Here is a 14,916-nt window from a genome sequence, read left to right as displayed (position 1 = left end):
AAGCGGGAGAGATCGTGGCCAGGGCACCAATCAAAATGGTCAACACCAGAAATCCACCCAGGAAAATCGCCATCTTGCCCATTGGGGCCTCCTACATTAAGAGTTTGCGGTGCAGCGGTTTCCGCGACGGCGGAGCGTGCCGTTATTGTGAGGCGGAGGCTGTGTGCATTACAGATGCAGATAGCGCAGGAAAATACGGATCAGAACACCGAACGCAAGGAGAGTTACGAGCCAATCTGAAGCCACCCGCAACCCCGACCATTCGTCCGACAACCCCTCCTACCTGTTATTTCTGACAGTAGCCAAAGCGCGTTCTTCGGGTGTTTGATAGCCCGATCAAGGCCACTTCCACTGGGCCTTCTCAGCAAGGGAGTTGCCCCATGACCGCTAATCAATCGGCCCCTGGAATTCTGGTGATCTATCCCCCACAAATTCCAGGCGCGACCACGCCGGTTATCAGTGATCCACCCTCAGCGCCAGGCACGGCCTTGATTGGCCTTCCACAGTCGATCTTTACTCAGACTGCCACGCGGGACGGTCCCCTGGCGGCAGCGGTGAAGGTCAGAATTGATCCGCCGATGCACGATGGGAAGGGCTATGACGCCATTTCGCTTTGGTTGGATGGCGTCATGCTTGAGAACAAGCCCATCCCGTCCAGCGACTGGGACAAGGTGACTTTTTTCGATCTTTTCGAATCACTGCTACGTGATGGCCGCATCAATTCCCTGACCTACAAGATCCATCGCGTCAGTGAGAACGAACGTGAGTCAGAGCCGTTGTTGATCCTGTACAGCCGGGAACTGCCGGGCGGCAACGACGTCCCCGGCACTGGCGACCACCCGGACCTGGACATCAGCCTGCCAGCCGAACTGGGCGACCCGCCGCACATCGGCAAGAACGAAGCGGACAAAGGTGTCCCTGTCACACTGTTCTACCCGTTCATGAAGGCCTACGACAAGATCACTCTGGAGCTCAACCGCGAGCGCTTCACCTCCACGCTGCAACCCGGCGAGGAAGGCCAGCCGTACGCGATCACCCTCACCCGGGCCATGTTCGAGCAGGCCGGCAGCCATCCGCAATTTCCGATCTCCTACACCGTGGTCGACCAACTGAACAACCCGACGCACAAACGGCGGTGGTCGCGAATGATCAAGGCGGATGTTGACCTGGAGCGGGTGACGTTGGCGGCACCGGACCTGAGTGAGGATCCGGACGACTCCACAGATGACCCGGACACCATTGACCTGGGCAAGCTGAAAGACTTTTTGTACGTGCTGGTCCACGTAAACTCCCCATCCTGGGTGGCCGGTGACACCCTCCGACTCAGCTATACCTGCACGCCCCCCACGGGGCCGGTGGTGACACACACTACTGAAGTCACTGTTGGTCGACTGCCGTTTACACACAAATTGGAGGTGCCCGCGGCCAAGGTCCTGCCGGACAGTCAGGTGCAGGCGATTTATGAGCAGGCCAGGGGTGGCAAAGTTATTGGAACCTCGAAGCCCGCCACGGCGCGGGTGATTGGTGAGGGGCTACCGAACCTGCTGCCACCGAGTCTGATCAAATCCGACAACGGCGTGCTCAATCCGCTGGACCCGGCCAATCTGCAAGGTGCCAACGGTCAGGTGGAAGTGCTGGGTTTTCGTGCGGGCGACACCGTGCAGCTCATCGTCAAGGGCGCCCCCGGCGCCGGCTCGCCGACCTTCGCGGCCAAGCCGCTGAACACCAACAACCGCGCCAACTTCGCGCTGAGCAAGGCCTTTATCGCGGCGAACTTGGGTAGGCCGGTCGAGCTGAGTTATCTGCTGATTCGGGGCAGCAAGTCATTCCCGTCGCAGACCCTGACCGCTTCCGTCGGCACGATCCCGGATAACCATCCGAGCCTGCCAACCCCAGCAATCGATGGCGTGATCGGCAACGAACTAGACGTAACCAAGCTTCAGGCCAGCGATCAGCTCCGGGTGATTGAATGGCCGCAGCAAGTGGAGGGGCAGCGTGTCTGGCTGCGCTATGACGGGGTCGATGCCAATGGTGCGGCGATCATTTTCGAGGACCGCAAGGGTGAGCCGCACACCGCGCTACAGGGCCTGATCCGGCCGGCACCGATTGAGTGGCTGAAGACGCTCAAGGACCGGAGTGTGCTGAACATCGGCTTGAGGGTGAACTTTGACGGTATCGCCAATACTAATACAGCGGTGAGCTTTCCGATTCGGGAATATACAGTCCGCGCACTAAACCTTTCCTCTGGGTATGAAGACTGGGAAAACGCGCCGATACAAACACTGCCTTATGGCTCTCCAGTTAAGTTCTCCAGTGGGTTGACCGTCACTGTCATTAATAATAATGACGGTCGCCACCCAGCAAGCATTGTGCGCAATGTTACTGGGGCGTCTGGTGCAATATCGTTTATTTCTGGCTCGGGAGTTATTGATCGCTTTGACTTGGGTGGTTTGACGAAGAACATCAGCTTTCTATATGGTCACTCGCATTCCCTTCAAAACAAGGTGGTTTTTTTTGATAATCAAAACCATGAGATCGAAACCAGGTTTATTACATATGGGATCGAATCAGGAAGAGTTACAGCCAACCTCGCGCGATACTGCGCATATTTTGAAGTAAGCATATTTGATTACAGAGGTGATTATGGTATTTATATCGACGAGATCAGATGGGGAACATGAAGGTGATAGATTTATTTATTACGCAGATTCCCTGCCCGACGTAAATAAATCTGTCCCGCCACCCATTGTAAAAGTGGTAGGGGTTTTTGCCATAGGGTTTACCGCCTATTACTTGAAATTGGCTACAGATGAGTCAATCAAGCAAAATAGCGCCAAACCGATCTCTATTAAGGTAGTCAAGCAGGCTGGAGGTTGGGGTGCTTCGATCGCTGGTGGACGGATAGGTATGGCAGCGGGCGCTGCTGTTGGTTAAAAAACGGGCCCCGGAGCAATTGTTAGCTCAGCTATCGGTGGAATTATCTTCGGTACTGCGGGTTATTTGGGTGCAACCTGGCTTACTGATTACGTACAAGACTGAGGTCTGGTGATGAGTTTTTTTAATCGTTTCAAAGTTTTCATGAAGCAAGATCCAGAGGAGCAAATTACCGGGCATTCTGTATCAGAGCTCAAAGTCATTTTTACTGCATCTTCAACAAGCGTAACTGGTCGGTTGCCCGAGTATCCGAAAGCAGCGTCTTTGGAAGGGTTAGGCATCTCGGCCTTTTATTCTTAATTTTTAATTGACAGCCAATACGCTTATATTTTTTTGGCGCTCGCCGAGTCAAACTTCAGGTACAAATCCGAAAAAAACATTCAATGCATTACCTGTAAGGTACTATGTTAACGATGAAAAAAGCGAGCAATTAGTATTTTTACCTCCTCGAGAGAATTTAACCCCACAACTGTTCGAATGATCACAAACAGCATTGACTTCATCAATATTATTTTCCGAGAGAAGTTTGCCACACCTCCACCGTGGATTGCTTTTGAGGGTTACAACCCTTCGTGGTGGGGAGGAAATATGCAAGGCACTCAGGGCTACTATAACGACAGCTACTTCTCGCCGTTTTTTACTAATTTAAGCGGAGCAGAAAGGGAAATTTATTACACAAGGTACGACGCGCCGAATGAATGGATAAATAGCTTGGAATTGATGTACGACGCTGAATGATCGTTTACCTTTCTGAGGCAGCTTCGCAGCCTAACGGGGGCAAGCCCCCTCGCCACAAAAAAACTCGTCAGCCTTAGCACTTCGTAATCTGCAAGATCGCATTGCGGACACAAAAAAGCCCACTGACCGTCACCGGTCCAGTGGGCTTTTGATCAGGCCTCTAGTTACAGAGCCATATCAGTCGCAGCATTAGCCTTCGGCGCCTTAGCCGGAGCAGCCGGAGCAGCAGCCGGAGCCGCCACCTGACCAATCGCCGGCGGCGGAGTCAGCTGCAGCACCTTGGCGGTGTAAGCCCACTCTTCAGCCACTTTCTCAGGGCTACCATTCAACTGAGTGCCGTAGCTCGGCACGATCTGGTGCAGCTTTTCCTGCCAGGCCGGCGAAGCGACCTTGTCCTTGAACACTTTCTGCAGCACGGTCAGCATGATCGGTGCAGCCGTCGAAGCGCCCGGCGATGCGCCCAGCAGACCAGCGATTGTGCCGTCTTGCGAAGCAACAATCTCGGTACCCAACTTCAGCACGCCACCGGCGGCTTCATCACGCTTGATGATCTGCACGCGCTGGCCGGCTTGCCACAGGCGCCAGTCTTCGGCTTTGGCGTTCGGGAAGTATTCTTTCAGGGCGTTGAGGCGGTCTTCGTCAGACAGCATCAGTTGGCCAGCGAGGTACTCGACCAGCGGGTATTCCTTGATGCCGACTTTGGTCATTGGCCACACGTTGTGCGTGGTGGTGGTGGTCAGCAGGTCCAGGTACGAGCCTTCTTTGAGGAACTTGGTGCTGAAGGTCGCGAATGGGCCAAACAGGATGACGCGCTTGCCGTCCAGGACACGGGTGTCCAGGTGCGGAACCGACATTGGCGGTGCGCCAACGGAGGCTTTGCCGTAGGCCTTGGCCAGGTGTTGCTCGGCGATGGTCGGGTTCTCGGTCACGAGGAACGAGCCGCCGACCGGGAAGCCTGCGTATTCCTTGGCTTCAGGAATGCCGGACTTCTGCAGCAGGTGCAGTGCACCGCCGCCCGCGCCGATGAACACGAACTTGGCGTCGGTTTCGGATTTGGTGCCGTCTTTCAGGTTTTTGTAGCTGACGCGCCAGCTGCCGTCTTCGTTCTTGGTGATGTCTTGCACTTCGCTAGACAGTTTCAAGTCGAACTTTGGCGTGGTTTGCAGGTGCGCAACGAATTGGCGGGTGATCTCGCCGAAGTTCACGTCGGTACCGATCGGAGACCAGGTGGCCGCGACTTTCTGGTTCGGGTCACGCCCTTCCATCATCAGCGGAACCCACTTCTTGATCACAGCCGGGTCTTCGGAGTACTGCATGCCGGCGAACAGCGGGCTCGCTTGCAGGGCTTCGTAGCGCTTTTTCAGGAACTTGATGTTGTCATCGCCCCACACAAAGCTCATGTGTGGCGTGGAGTTGATGAACGAACGCGGGTTCTTCAGCACGCCTTGCTGAACCTGCCAGGCCCAGAATTGACGGGAGATCTGGAAGGCTTCGTTGATTTCAACGGCTTTCGGGATCTGAACGTTGCCTTTATCGTCTTCCGGGGTGTAGTTCAACTCGGCCAGGGCGGAGTGACCGGTACCGGCGTTGTTCCAGCCGTTGGAGCTTTCCAGGGCGACGCCGTCGAGGCGCTCGACCATTTCCATCGACATACCCGGTTCCAGCTCATTGAGCCAGACACCGAGGGTTGCGCTCATGATGCCGCCGCCAATCAGCAGCACATCGACTTTCTTTGCCTCTTCCGCTTGCGCGGACGCGATCCCCATCGACAAAGCCAGCCCCAGCAGGGCCGTGTTCATTTTTTTAAACATGTGAAGCACCTATGATAAAACGCCATCCGCCCTTCCATCCCCACGCTTGAGGCCCCTGGTTCACGGCATGCAGGCAGCATGCTGTGGGTTCCGCACGCATAAGGATTGGAGGGTGGGCACACAAGGCCGACGTGTCTCCATCGACCTCAGTTTATATGTCCCTACTGAACTGACTTTTTATCGTTATTGGCTTCAGCTACTTGAGCGACAGTGATTCTGTTGGCGCGTCTCAAGGACGCGCAAACTGAATAGGTCAAAGCAAGTTAGGGCGAAGAATATCACGACACGGCAAACCCGCGCGTCTGTTCCCGACTTGATAGTCCTGGCTCGAGCGCTGAGCCCACTATACTCATCGTGATTTTCTCGACGAGCCTGTGAGGAGCAGTCATGAGCGACAAAAACGATTTGCGCAAATATTCCTCCCAAGTGGTCGACGGCGTGGAACGCGCGCCGGGACGATCCATGCTGCGCGCAGTGGGGTTCACGGATGAGGACTTCAAGAAACCGCAGATCGGCATCGCCTCCACCTGGGCGATGGTCACGCCCTGCAACATGCACATCGACAAGCTGGCGATTGAAGCCGAAAAAGGTGCGAATGCCGCTGGCGCCAAGGGCGTCATTTTCAACACGATCACCATTTCCGACGGCATCGCCAACGGCACCGAAGGCATGAAGTATTCGCTGGTGTCGCGGGAAGTGATCGCCGATTCCATTGAGGTGGTGGCCGGTTGCGAAGGCTTTGACGGCCTGGTGACCGTGGGCGGTTGTGACAAGAACATGCCGGGCTGCCTGATCGGCATGGCGCGGCTGAACCGCCCTTCCATCTTCGTCTATGGCGGCACCATCCGGCCGGGTGCCGGCCACACCGATATCATCTCCGTGTTCGAGGCTGTGGGTCAGCACGCGCGCGGGGATATCAACGAGATTCAGGTCAAGCAAATCGAGGAAGTGGCGATTCCAGGCCCCGGTTCCTGCGGCGGCATGTACACGGCCAACACCATGGCTTCGGCGATTGAGGCGTTGGGCATGAGCCTGCCCGGTTCCAGCTCTCAGGACGCCGTCGGCAGCGACAAGGCTTCGGACAGTTTCCGCGCCGGTCAGCAGGTCATGGAGCTGCTCAAGCGAGACATCAAACCGCGCGACATCATGACCCGCAAGGCCTTTGAAAATGCGATTCGGGTGGTGATCGCCCTCGCCGGCTCGACCAATGCCGTGCTGCATCTTCTGGCCATGGCGCATGCCGTGGATGTCGAGCTGACGCTGGATGATTTTGTCGAGCTGGGCAAGGTGTCCCCGGTGGTGGCCGACCTGCGCCCCAGCGGTCAATACATGATGAGTGAACTGGTGGCCATCGGCGGCATTCAGCCACTGATGAAGCGCATGCTCGCCGCCGGGATGCTGCATGGCGATGCGCTGACGGTCACCGGCAAAACCCTGGCCGAAAACCTGGAAAACGTGCCCGACTACCCCGAGGGCCAGGACGTGATCCTGCCCTTCGACCAACCGATCAAAAAGGACTCCCATTTAGTGGTGCTGCGCGGCAACCTTTCGCCCTCCGGTGCCGTGGCCAAGATCACCGGCAAGGAAGGCTTGCGCTTTGAAGGCACGGCGCGGGTCTATCACGGCGAGGAAGGTGCGCTGGCTGGCATCCTCAATGGCGAAGTCAAAGCCGGCGATGTGATCGTGATTCGCTACGAAGGCCCAAAAGGTGGCCCGGGCATGCGCGAAATGCTTTCGCCGACGTCAGCGGTCATGGGCAAGGGGCTGGGCAAGGACGTTGCGCTGATCACCGACGGCCGCTTCTCCGGCGGTTCACACGGGTTTGTGGTGGGTCATATCACGCCCGAAGCCTTTGATGGCGGGCCGATCGCGCTGATTGAAGACGGCGACAAGATCACCATCGACGCCGAAACACGGCAGATTACGGTCGATGTTTCCGACACCGAACTGGCCGAGCGCAAGACCCGCTGGGTGCGCCCGGAATCCAAGTACAAACGCGGCGTGTTGGCCAAGTACGCGAAGACCGTGTCCAGCGCCTCGGAAGGCGCCGTCACAGATAAGTACCTCTAGATCATCAAAGCCGAAACCGGTCCACCGACTGCGAGAGCTTGCCTGCGAGGGTGGACAACTCATCGGTGGTCGAGGCAGTCCGGCCAATAACCTTGCTGTTGCCTTCGGACATGCCGGCAATCATTTCGACCTGATGGGCGATTTCGTTGCTGGCCAGGCTCTGCTCACCGATGGTGCGGGTGATGTCATTGACCAGTTGCGTGGTGTTCAACGTGGCGTCGAGGATTTCGCGGATGGCGCGCTCGACGTCAGCGGTCACGGCCATGCCTTTGTCGACCTGTGCCACGCCCGCCTCCATGCTGGTCACGGCCTCGCGGGTGCTTTGCTGGATGCGTGAGACCATCGTGGCAATTTCCTGGGTGGAGGCGCTGGTGCGTCCCGCCAGGCTGCGCACTTCGTCGGCCACCACGGCAAATCCACGGCCCTGCTCACCGGCACGAGCGGCTTCGATCGCGGCGTTGAGCGCCAGCAGGTTGGTTTGGTCGGCGATGCCCTTGATCACCTGGATGATGCTGAAAATCCCTTCGGACTCCTTGTCCAGCGTGCGGATCACCTGGGCCGATTGCTGCGCCGAACGCGCAATACCGTCCATGTCGTTGACCACCTGATGAATCACGCGACCACCATCCTTGGCCAGTGCCTCGGCCTGATTGGCCATGTTCAGTGCGCGCTCGGCATGCCGGGTGATTTCCTCGATGCTCGCGGTCATTTCGCTGGCCGCCGCCGCCATGGTACTGGCGGCTACGCTTTGCTGCTGGCTGCTACCGGCGACTTCGTGGCAGCCACTGCTCAATTGCTCACTCATGCCAGTCACGCCGTGGGCGTTGCTGCGCACGACTTCGATCATGCTGCGCAGGTCGCGCTGCATGGTCGCGAGGCTGCGAATCAGCGCGCTCGCTTCGTCGTTGTGAGTGGGCTCGACAATCGGGTCGCTCAGGTTGCCATGGGCGATGCTGTCGGCGATGCGGCTGGCGGTTTTCAACGGCCCCATGATGCTCAGCATCACCCAGCGCCCTTGGGCCAACAGCAATAACAGGCTGGCGATCAGGACGCCGCCGAGGGTGAAGTTGGCGTTACTGATGACTTTCTGAGTACCGACACTGGTCTGTTGGGTGTTGGTTTCGATCAGTTCGCTGAGGGCGGCCATCTGGTCTTCCAGCTGGCTGAATACCGTACTGAAACTGCCCAGTTGTTGCTGCGCGGCTTCCGGATTTTCCAGCGCCAGCGCGACGATGCGTTCGGCGGCGCTGATGTAAGTATCGAGGCTGGGCTTGATCTTGTTCAGGCCCGCTTTAAGGGTGTCGTTAACCGGCAACTTGAGGTTTTCACCGAGCATTTCACGAAAATGCGCCGCATGTTCCTCGATGGAGGTGCGCACCTCGGCTTTGCTGCTGGTGCTTTTACCCAGCCCGACCAGCATCGCCGACAGCACGTCGGCGCGTAACGCGTCGTGCATCATGTCGGCTTCGAGGTGATTGCGCAGCACGGCCATACTGACCTCGTTGTCATTCACCGCCTCAGCCATCTGGGTGTTTCCCAGGTAACTGACCAGACTCATGATCAACGCGGTCATCAGCCCGGTGCCAATCAGCAGAATCAAACGTAATTTTATGGACACTCTGTGGATCCTCTCTCAGCACGTTTGCCAGTGGCGTAAAGCCCACTGCGGATTGGTTTGCTAAAGGGGATATCGGCTGGCACGAGTGGTTATTGAAGCGAATGTCCATACGCGCATGTCTTTACGACATGCGGTATGTTTTTTCGGTTTTGAGGGCGCTCGAATCAGGCTGCGGAGAAGAAATAGCGCGTCAGGTGAAAGAAGATCGGCGCGGCGAAGCAAATCGAGTCCATCCGGTCGAGCATGCCGCCGTGACCTTTGATCATGGTGCCCCAGTCCTTGGCGCTCAAACTGCGTTTGATTGCCGACATGACCAGACCACCGAGGAAGCCCATCACCACGATGACGAACGACATCATCAGTGACTGCCAGAAACTGAAGGGGGTCATCCAGAACATGCAGCCGCCAATCAGCGTTGCAGACAGGCCGCCACCGACCAGCCCTTCCACCGTTTTTGACGGACTCACCAGCGGCGCGACCTTGTGTTTGCCGAAGAGCTTGCCGAACACGTACTGCAACACGTCACTCAACTGAACAACGAACACCAGATAGAACAGCAGCAGCGCGTTTTGGCCCGCAAAACCTTCCAGATCCAGGAGCAAAAGCGCCGGTGCATGGCTGATGCAATAAATGCAGATCATCACGCCCCACTGGATCTTCGCCGTCCTTTCCAGGAAGCCGTCAGTGTCCTGACTCAGCACCGCAATCGCCGGCAACAGCAGGAATGAATACACCGGGATCAGCAGCGTAAACATCGAATACCAATGCGTACCGATCAGAATGTATTGCAGCGGGATCAGGATGAAGAACGCCGAAAACAGGGCGTTATGGTCACCCCGTCTGGTCGGTGTCAGGGTGATGAACTCCCTGAGCGCGAACAGTGAGATAAAACCGAACAGGACGACCGTTGCATTACCGCCCAGCAGGTAGGAAACGAAGAAGATGATGACCATCCCCCACCAGGCATTCACGCGCTGATTGAGGTTTTCGATGGTCGAGACAGCGCCTTCCGTTTTGGCCCGCCGGGCCAGCAATCGACCGGCCAGCGAAGCAATCGCCAGCAAGCACGCCAATCCAAAAAAGAACCACAAAAACTTGGCTTCAAGACTCATTTCGACAGCCCCACGATGGCGTTACGCGCGCGTTCCAGAAACACCTGTTTGTCCTCGCCAACAATCCTTTCCATCGGATTGCCGATACGGATCGTGCAGATGATCGGCAGAGGGACGTGTTTGCCTTTAGGCATGGAGCGATGCAGGTTTTCCAGGTAGATCGGCACCAGGTCGACATCGGGGAAGGTCTCGGCTAGGCGAAAAAGACCTGATTTGAATTCCCCGGGCAGTGCCTCGGATGAGCGAGTGCCTTCTGGAAAGAAAATGATCGAATGACCCGCCTGCACCACATCGAAAATGGGCTCCAGCGCGTTTTTACCGGGCGCCGGTTTACGGTCAATCAGCACGGCATTCAGGCCTTTCTGGGAGATATACGACAGAAACTTGTTCTTTCCCCAGTAATCGGCAGCAGCGATCGGCTTCACATTTAACCTGGCCTCGGGCGGCAGGGCCGCAATGATAGCCAAGGTGTCCATGTGACTGGTGTGGTTGGCGAAATAGATTCGCTGTCGCGAGAGATCCGGTGGGCTCTCCCATCTGGCCGTGACGCCAATCAGCAGTCGAAGAACAGAAATCAGCGCATTACTGATCCACATGGTCGGTCCCCTTCAACTGCTTGGCGATCGCCAGTGTTCGCGTGACGCAGGTTGCGACCGATCCAATGGCGATGACAGCCAGCGCGATCAACAGTACGTAGTGAGTGCCATAAACGTTTGCTTCGACGGCATTCAGCAGCAGTGCTGCGGTCATCACGGCCATTCGATGCTGCTTGGCCATAGGACCGATGAAGGTCTGCTTGAGGCCAATCGAGCCGCCGAACACCCTGACATAAGCAGTAAGGGCAGCGGCCAGGGCGGCGAACCATCCGAGGTCGGATTGCCCAATGGCATACCCCAACCCTACGATCAGCAGGCTGTCGGCTATCCGGTCCGGGAATTCGTTGTAGAGACTGCCGATGTCGGACTTCTTGCCGCCCTCTATCGCCACCATCCCATCGAAGAGATTGCACAGCAGGCGCAACTGAATGCCGATCGCGCAGCAGATCGATCCGATGACACCGCTATCAATATTGAGCGCCACGACGCCGGCAAACGCGAAGGCGATGCTGGCGACGGATATCTGATTGGGGGAAATGTCTCTTTTCACCAGAATGTCGGTGATGTGTTTTGCCCAGCCCGCAGAGCGCGTCTTGATGGGCCTTCTGTTGTCATCCACTGGCTAATATCCCTATAAATGATGAGTTACTACGTGTTGCAGTGTAATGGCGAGTCACGCTGACTACATCCAGCAATATGAAGGCTTCGTTTTTTTCTTGGGCGCATGCTAGGTTGTACGATGACCGATAAGTGATATTTTCACTTTCGCTCCGACAACCCACAACAACAAGGAAACACCGATGAAAAAAGTGAAACTGCTGATTGGATTCTTGTGCCTCTTCAGTGGCTACGTAGCCGCCGCTCCTGCTTCCGCCGACAAGGATGTTGCGCAAGCCGTCGATCATCTGACGCAAGCCATGTTGCACAAGAACATTGCCGATCTGAAAGCGCTGACCGCCGAGAACCTGACCTACGGGCATTCCAGCGGGAAGATCCAGGACAAGAAAGCCTTCATCGACGATATCGAAACCGGTAAAAGCGCGTTCAAAACCCTGGAGATGCAGAACCAGACCATCACCGTGTCGGGTGACGTAGCGTTGGTCCGACATCACTTCTCGGCACAAGCGCTGAAGGGCACCGAAGTGGTTCCGACCGAAATCGAGAACTTCCAGATCTGGCAAAAACAGAAAGGCCACTGGTTGCTGGTAGGCCGACAAGCGTTCAAGTTCTGATTTTTGCTTAACAGAGGGGACGCCGGTCAGCCAGGCGGCTGGTGTCCCCTACTCTCCCCCCCTTTATCTACCGTTGATCCGCGAGTTTGGCTTGAATCCTATAAAAACATATTTGTATGCTTAAATTGATATTGTCGAACAATCCCATCACCAGAGGGTGCCGTCATGAATATCAAAGTCCTGGCTTTAATGCTGTTGGCGTTCTGTGCTCAACCGGCCTGGAGCCAGAATCCCCCCGCCGCTCCAGCCTCCGCCGACAGCGCCGCGCTGACCACACGCCTGGCCTTGCGCGACCTGTGGGTCGAGCATATTTTCTGGATCAGAAACTACGCGATCGCCAACCAGGCAGCGGACAAACAGCAAGCCAAAGTCGCCGCTGACCAGGTCGTCGACAACGCGACCAAAATCGCTAATAGCATCGCTCCGCTCTACGGCCAGCCCGCAGCCGATCAACTGCTCAAGCTGCTTGCCGGTCACTGGGGCGCGGTGAAACACTACAGCGACGCCACGGTTGCCAAAGACACGAAAGGCAAGCAGGCAGCCGTCACGGATTTGACCAGCAATGCCAAGGCGATTGCGGCGTTTCTGGCCAAAGCCAACCCCAACCTGCCTGAAAACACACTGGTTGCCATGTTGTCGGCTCACGGCGGCCACCACGTCGCCCAGGTCGATGAACTCGCCGCGCATGACTATGCAGGCGAAGCACGTACCTGGCAGATGATGCGCACCCATATCGTGTCGCTGGCTGACGCGTTGACGGCCGCACTGGTCAAGCAGTTCCCGGACAAGTTCTGATACCGCGCGAGGGCAAACCATGCTGGAAGGACTGGGCCGTACACAGCAGGACCTGCTCAATGCGTTGCTGCACCATGCGGGCGGCATGAGCATTGACGAGTTGGCTGACCATCTTTCGGTGACACGCACCGCGGTTCGCCAGCACCTGGCGGCGCTGGAGCGTGACGCCTTGGTGCTGCGCGGCGAAACCCGGCCGACGGGCCGACGTCCGGAGCAGCTATATCGGCTCACCGACCATGCGCGGGAGCAGTTCCCTCGCCAATACCAGATGCTGGCCAGCGTGCTGATCGAGGAAGTGGCCGACATCATCGGCCACGACGCCCTGGCTTCGCTGATGCGCAGCATGGGCCGTAAACTGGCCCAGGACCGCGAACCCCAGGTGGTTGACGAAGCCAGGATCGTGCAGCACATGAACCAGGCGGGATACGAAGCAGAAGTGTTTTTTCGCTCGTCCGATGACAAGGAAATCGTCGCGCACAACTGCGTCTTCCATCGCCTGGCCGCGGCCCACCCGGTGGTCTGCGAACTGGACCTGGCCTTGATCGGAGCGTTAGGCGGCGGTGAAGTCGATCACACAGAGTGCATGGTGCGCGGCGGAAATGTCTGTCGATTCAAACTGCGACCCGTCGTAGAAAAGGCCAGCGAGCCTGATAACTCCGGGCCTTCTGGTCGAAAAGATCGGGCTGATGATTCACCGGATTGATCCGCAGAAGCCCTTCTTCGACATCACTCAAACCGTAAGGCGCATACACCTCGCCGGTCACCACATCCAGACCGATACACGTGCCCGCAATCAGATACCGATCGATGCCATCCTTTGCCGACTGAAGCTTGGGATAAGCCCTGCCAAATCGCTGCCCGTACCAAAGGTGAACCCGTGCCTGGTTCTTGATTTCGATGTTTACGTCGAGGTCGTGAAAGAGCTTCCGGGCGGCAACGATGACTTCATTCTCGGCCTCCCACGACACGTCTTCATCAAAGTAGAAAACGTCGTAATCCTTGATGCCCCAAGCGGCGGAAAGCCCGGTTTGATGATTCCAGACCGCCTGAAAAAGGCAGCCCGCCGTCAACATGCATTGGTTCAGGCCGAGTGAAGGCAAGCGCCGGGCAATCTCGGCATTTGCCGGATTGGTCATCGCGATCTCAATCAACGTTTCAGCGGTTAACGTCATACTCTCTCCATGGAGTGCATCAAATCCTGGGGGCTGAAGATACATCAAAACCGCCCGACGAAAGACCGGGCACTTGGGTTTCACCCAACTCGGCAGACCGCTAAAGTGGCGCAACCGACACCTGAGAAACGATGAACATGGATGCACTTCACCAAGGAAGTTGCCTGTGCGGCGCAGTGAACTATCTCGTGGCCGAGGACCGAGTGAACGCATTCGGCCAAAAAGCGAAAGCACATGAGGTACATTGATACCTGATCCCAAATTCACTGACGGGAGGGACCGTATATGACGACGCGAACTGAAACTGCCATCCTGGCCGGTGGCTGCTTCTGGGGCATGCAGGATTTGCTGAGACGCTACCCCGGCGTGCTGTCCACGCGGGTAGGCTACTCGGGCGGCGATGTACCCAATGCGACTTACCGTAACCATGGCACGCACGCGGAAGCGATCGAGATCGTGTTCGATCCGGACCAGATCAGCTATCGCCAGATCCTCGAGTTTTTCTTCCAGATCCACGACCCGACGACGAAAAATCGCCAGGGCAACGATGTGGGTATGAGCTATCGCTCGGCACTCTTCTATCTCAACGATGAACAGAAGCAGGTAGCCGAGGACACCGTGGCCGACGCTGATGCATCCGGCTTGTGGCCCGACAAAGTTGTCACTGAAATCGTGCCAGCGGGCCCGTTCTGGGAGGCAGAGCCGGAACATCAGGACTACCTCGAACACTATCCCAACGGCTACACCTGCCATTTCATTCGACCAAACTGGAAACTGCCTAAACGAGGGTGATGGTGCGGCGAAATCCGGGTGAACACTCGACAGGCTCCAGCGATCC

At 56.9% G+C, this 14,916-nt stretch carries 13 protein-coding genes and 1 pseudogene; 7 read left to right on the top strand and 7 right to left on the bottom strand.

What is annotated here, in order from left to right; all coding sequences use genetic code 11:
- Positions 1 to 380: 380 nt before the first annotated feature.
- Complete coding sequence (locus tag QF010_RS26375) at positions 381 to 2,681, top strand: hypothetical protein (RefSeq protein ID WP_429534230.1); 2,301 nt, start codon at positions 381 to 383, stop codon at positions 2,679 to 2,681.
- A 730-nt stretch (positions 2,682 to 3,411) separates the two neighbouring features.
- Complete coding sequence (locus tag QF010_RS26370) at positions 3,412 to 3,672, top strand: DOMON domain-containing protein (RefSeq protein ID WP_429534229.1); 261 nt, start codon at positions 3,412 to 3,414, stop codon at positions 3,670 to 3,672.
- Between the two features lie 164 nt (positions 3,673 to 3,836).
- Here the strand turns inward: QF010_RS26370 and mqo are convergent, their stop codons facing one another.
- Positions 3,837 to 5,483 carry a malate dehydrogenase (quinone) gene (gene mqo, locus QF010_RS26365; protein WP_033056637.1) on the bottom strand — a complete coding sequence of 549 codons (1,647 nt, stop codon included), beginning with the start codon at positions 5,481 to 5,483 and terminating at the stop codon, positions 3,837 to 3,839.
- 387 nt (positions 5,484 to 5,870) lie between these two features.
- Here mqo and ilvD point away from each other — a divergent pair, with 387 nt between their 5' ends.
- Entirely contained in the window at positions 5,871 to 7,553 is a 1,683-nt protein-coding gene (gene ilvD / locus QF010_RS26360) for a dihydroxy-acid dehydratase (protein WP_429534228.1), read from the top strand.
- Between the two features lie 4 nt (positions 7,554 to 7,557).
- Here ilvD and QF010_RS26355 read toward each other — a convergent pair whose 3' ends face one another.
- The 5 genes and pseudogenes from QF010_RS26355 to QF010_RS26335 all read right to left on the bottom strand — a co-directional run bounded on the left by QF010_RS26355 (position 7,558) and on the right by QF010_RS26335 (position 11,498).
- Positions 7,558 to 8,283: a methyl-accepting chemotaxis protein gene (locus QF010_RS26355; RefSeq protein ID WP_375154737.1), complete on the bottom strand. Its 726-nt coding sequence runs from the start codon at positions 8,281 to 8,283 to the stop codon at positions 7,558 to 7,560.
- Between the two features lie 132 nt (positions 8,284 to 8,415).
- Positions 8,416 to 9,171: pseudogene (locus QF010_RS26350) on the bottom strand (MCP four helix bundle domain-containing protein); the annotation flags it as partial.
- Positions 9,172 to 9,335: 164 nt separating this feature from the next.
- Positions 9,336 to 10,283 carry a phosphatidate cytidylyltransferase gene (locus tag QF010_RS26345; RefSeq protein WP_033056640.1) on the bottom strand — a complete coding sequence of 316 codons (948 nt, stop codon included), beginning with the start codon at positions 10,281 to 10,283 and terminating at the stop codon, positions 9,336 to 9,338.
- A complete protein-coding gene (locus QF010_RS26340) occupies positions 10,280 to 10,879 on the bottom strand; it encodes a lysophospholipid acyltransferase family protein (protein WP_429534227.1) in 600 nt (199 codons plus the stop codon). The genes QF010_RS26345 and QF010_RS26340 overlap by 4 nt, the downstream gene beginning before the upstream one ends.
- Positions 10,866 to 11,498, bottom strand: coding sequence for a CDP-alcohol phosphatidyltransferase family protein (locus QF010_RS26335; RefSeq protein WP_429534226.1), 633 nt, complete (start codon positions 11,496 to 11,498; stop codon positions 10,866 to 10,868). The genes QF010_RS26340 and QF010_RS26335 overlap by 14 nt, the downstream gene beginning before the upstream one ends.
- A gap of 181 nt (positions 11,499 to 11,679) precedes the next feature.
- Between QF010_RS26335 and QF010_RS26330 the strand changes: the two genes are divergently transcribed.
- From QF010_RS26330 to QF010_RS26320, 3 genes are all read left to right on the top strand, one after another.
- On the top strand, positions 11,680 to 12,111 hold the full coding sequence (locus tag QF010_RS26330) for a nuclear transport factor 2 family protein (protein WP_033056643.1): 432 nt from the start codon (positions 11,680 to 11,682) through the stop codon (positions 12,109 to 12,111).
- Between the two features lie 165 nt (positions 12,112 to 12,276).
- A complete protein-coding gene (locus QF010_RS26325) occupies positions 12,277 to 12,906 on the top strand; it encodes a hypothetical protein (RefSeq protein ID WP_033056644.1) in 630 nt (209 codons plus the stop codon).
- Between the two features lie 19 nt (positions 12,907 to 12,925).
- On the top strand, positions 12,926 to 13,609 hold the full coding sequence (locus QF010_RS26320) for a helix-turn-helix transcriptional regulator (RefSeq protein WP_429534225.1): 684 nt from the start codon (positions 12,926 to 12,928) through the stop codon (positions 13,607 to 13,609).
- Here the strand turns inward: QF010_RS26320 and QF010_RS26315 are convergent.
- Positions 13,518 to 14,078, bottom strand: a complete 561-nt coding sequence (locus tag QF010_RS26315) for a nucleotidyltransferase family protein (protein ID WP_429534224.1) — start codon at positions 14,076 to 14,078, stop codon at positions 13,518 to 13,520. The genes QF010_RS26320 and QF010_RS26315 overlap by 92 nt on opposite strands.
- 285 nt (positions 14,079 to 14,363) lie before the next feature.
- Between QF010_RS26315 and msrA the strand changes: the two genes are divergently transcribed.
- Positions 14,364 to 14,870 carry a peptide-methionine (S)-S-oxide reductase MsrA gene (gene msrA, locus QF010_RS26310; RefSeq protein ID WP_429534223.1) on the top strand — a complete coding sequence of 169 codons (507 nt, stop codon included), beginning with the start codon at positions 14,364 to 14,366 and terminating at the stop codon, positions 14,868 to 14,870.
- The last annotated feature ends 46 nt before the right edge of the window (positions 14,871 to 14,916 follow it).

This window comes from Pseudomonas silensiensis (assembly GCF_050434865.1).
GTDB classification, from domain to species: domain Bacteria; phylum Pseudomonadota; class Gammaproteobacteria; order Pseudomonadales; family Pseudomonadaceae; genus Aquipseudomonas; species Aquipseudomonas fluorescens_W.
Note: the sequence above shows the minus strand (reverse complement) of the source record. Positions and strands in the feature narration are given on the sequence as shown.

Excerpts from the sequence above, each read along its gene's own strand:
- QF010_RS26355 (WP_375154737.1), bottom strand. The coding sequence starts at position 8,283 with ATGGCGGCGGCGGCCAGCGAAATGACCGCGAGCATCGAGGAAATCACC.
- QF010_RS26375 (WP_429534230.1), top strand. The coding sequence starts at position 381 with ATGACCGCTAATCAATCGGCCCCTGGAATTCTGGTGATCTATCCCCCA.
- QF010_RS26320 (WP_429534225.1), top strand. The coding sequence starts at position 12,926 with ATGCTGGAAGGACTGGGCCGTACACAGCAGGACCTGCTCAATGCGTTG.
- ilvD (WP_429534228.1), top strand. The coding sequence starts at position 5,871 with ATGAGCGACAAAAACGATTTGCGCAAATATTCCTCCCAAGTGGTCGAC.
- QF010_RS26345 (WP_033056640.1), bottom strand. The coding sequence starts at position 10,283 with ATGAGTCTTGAAGCCAAGTTTTTGTGGTTCTTTTTTGGATTGGCGTGC.
- QF010_RS26370 (WP_429534229.1), top strand. The coding sequence starts at position 3,412 with ATGATCACAAACAGCATTGACTTCATCAATATTATTTTCCGAGAGAAG.
- mqo (WP_033056637.1), bottom strand. The coding sequence starts at position 5,483 with ATGTTTAAAAAAATGAACACGGCCCTGCTGGGGCTGGCTTTGTCGATG.
- QF010_RS26330 (WP_033056643.1), top strand. The coding sequence starts at position 11,680 with ATGAAAAAAGTGAAACTGCTGATTGGATTCTTGTGCCTCTTCAGTGGC.
- msrA (WP_429534223.1), top strand. The coding sequence starts at position 14,364 with ATGACGACGCGAACTGAAACTGCCATCCTGGCCGGTGGCTGCTTCTGG.
- QF010_RS26340 (WP_429534227.1), bottom strand. The coding sequence starts at position 10,879 with ATGTGGATCAGTAATGCGCTGATTTCTGTTCTTCGACTGCTGATTGGC.
- QF010_RS26315 (WP_429534224.1), bottom strand. The coding sequence starts at position 14,078 with ATGACGTTAACCGCTGAAACGTTGATTGAGATCGCGATGACCAATCCG.
- QF010_RS26325 (WP_033056644.1), top strand. The coding sequence starts at position 12,277 with ATGAATATCAAAGTCCTGGCTTTAATGCTGTTGGCGTTCTGTGCTCAA.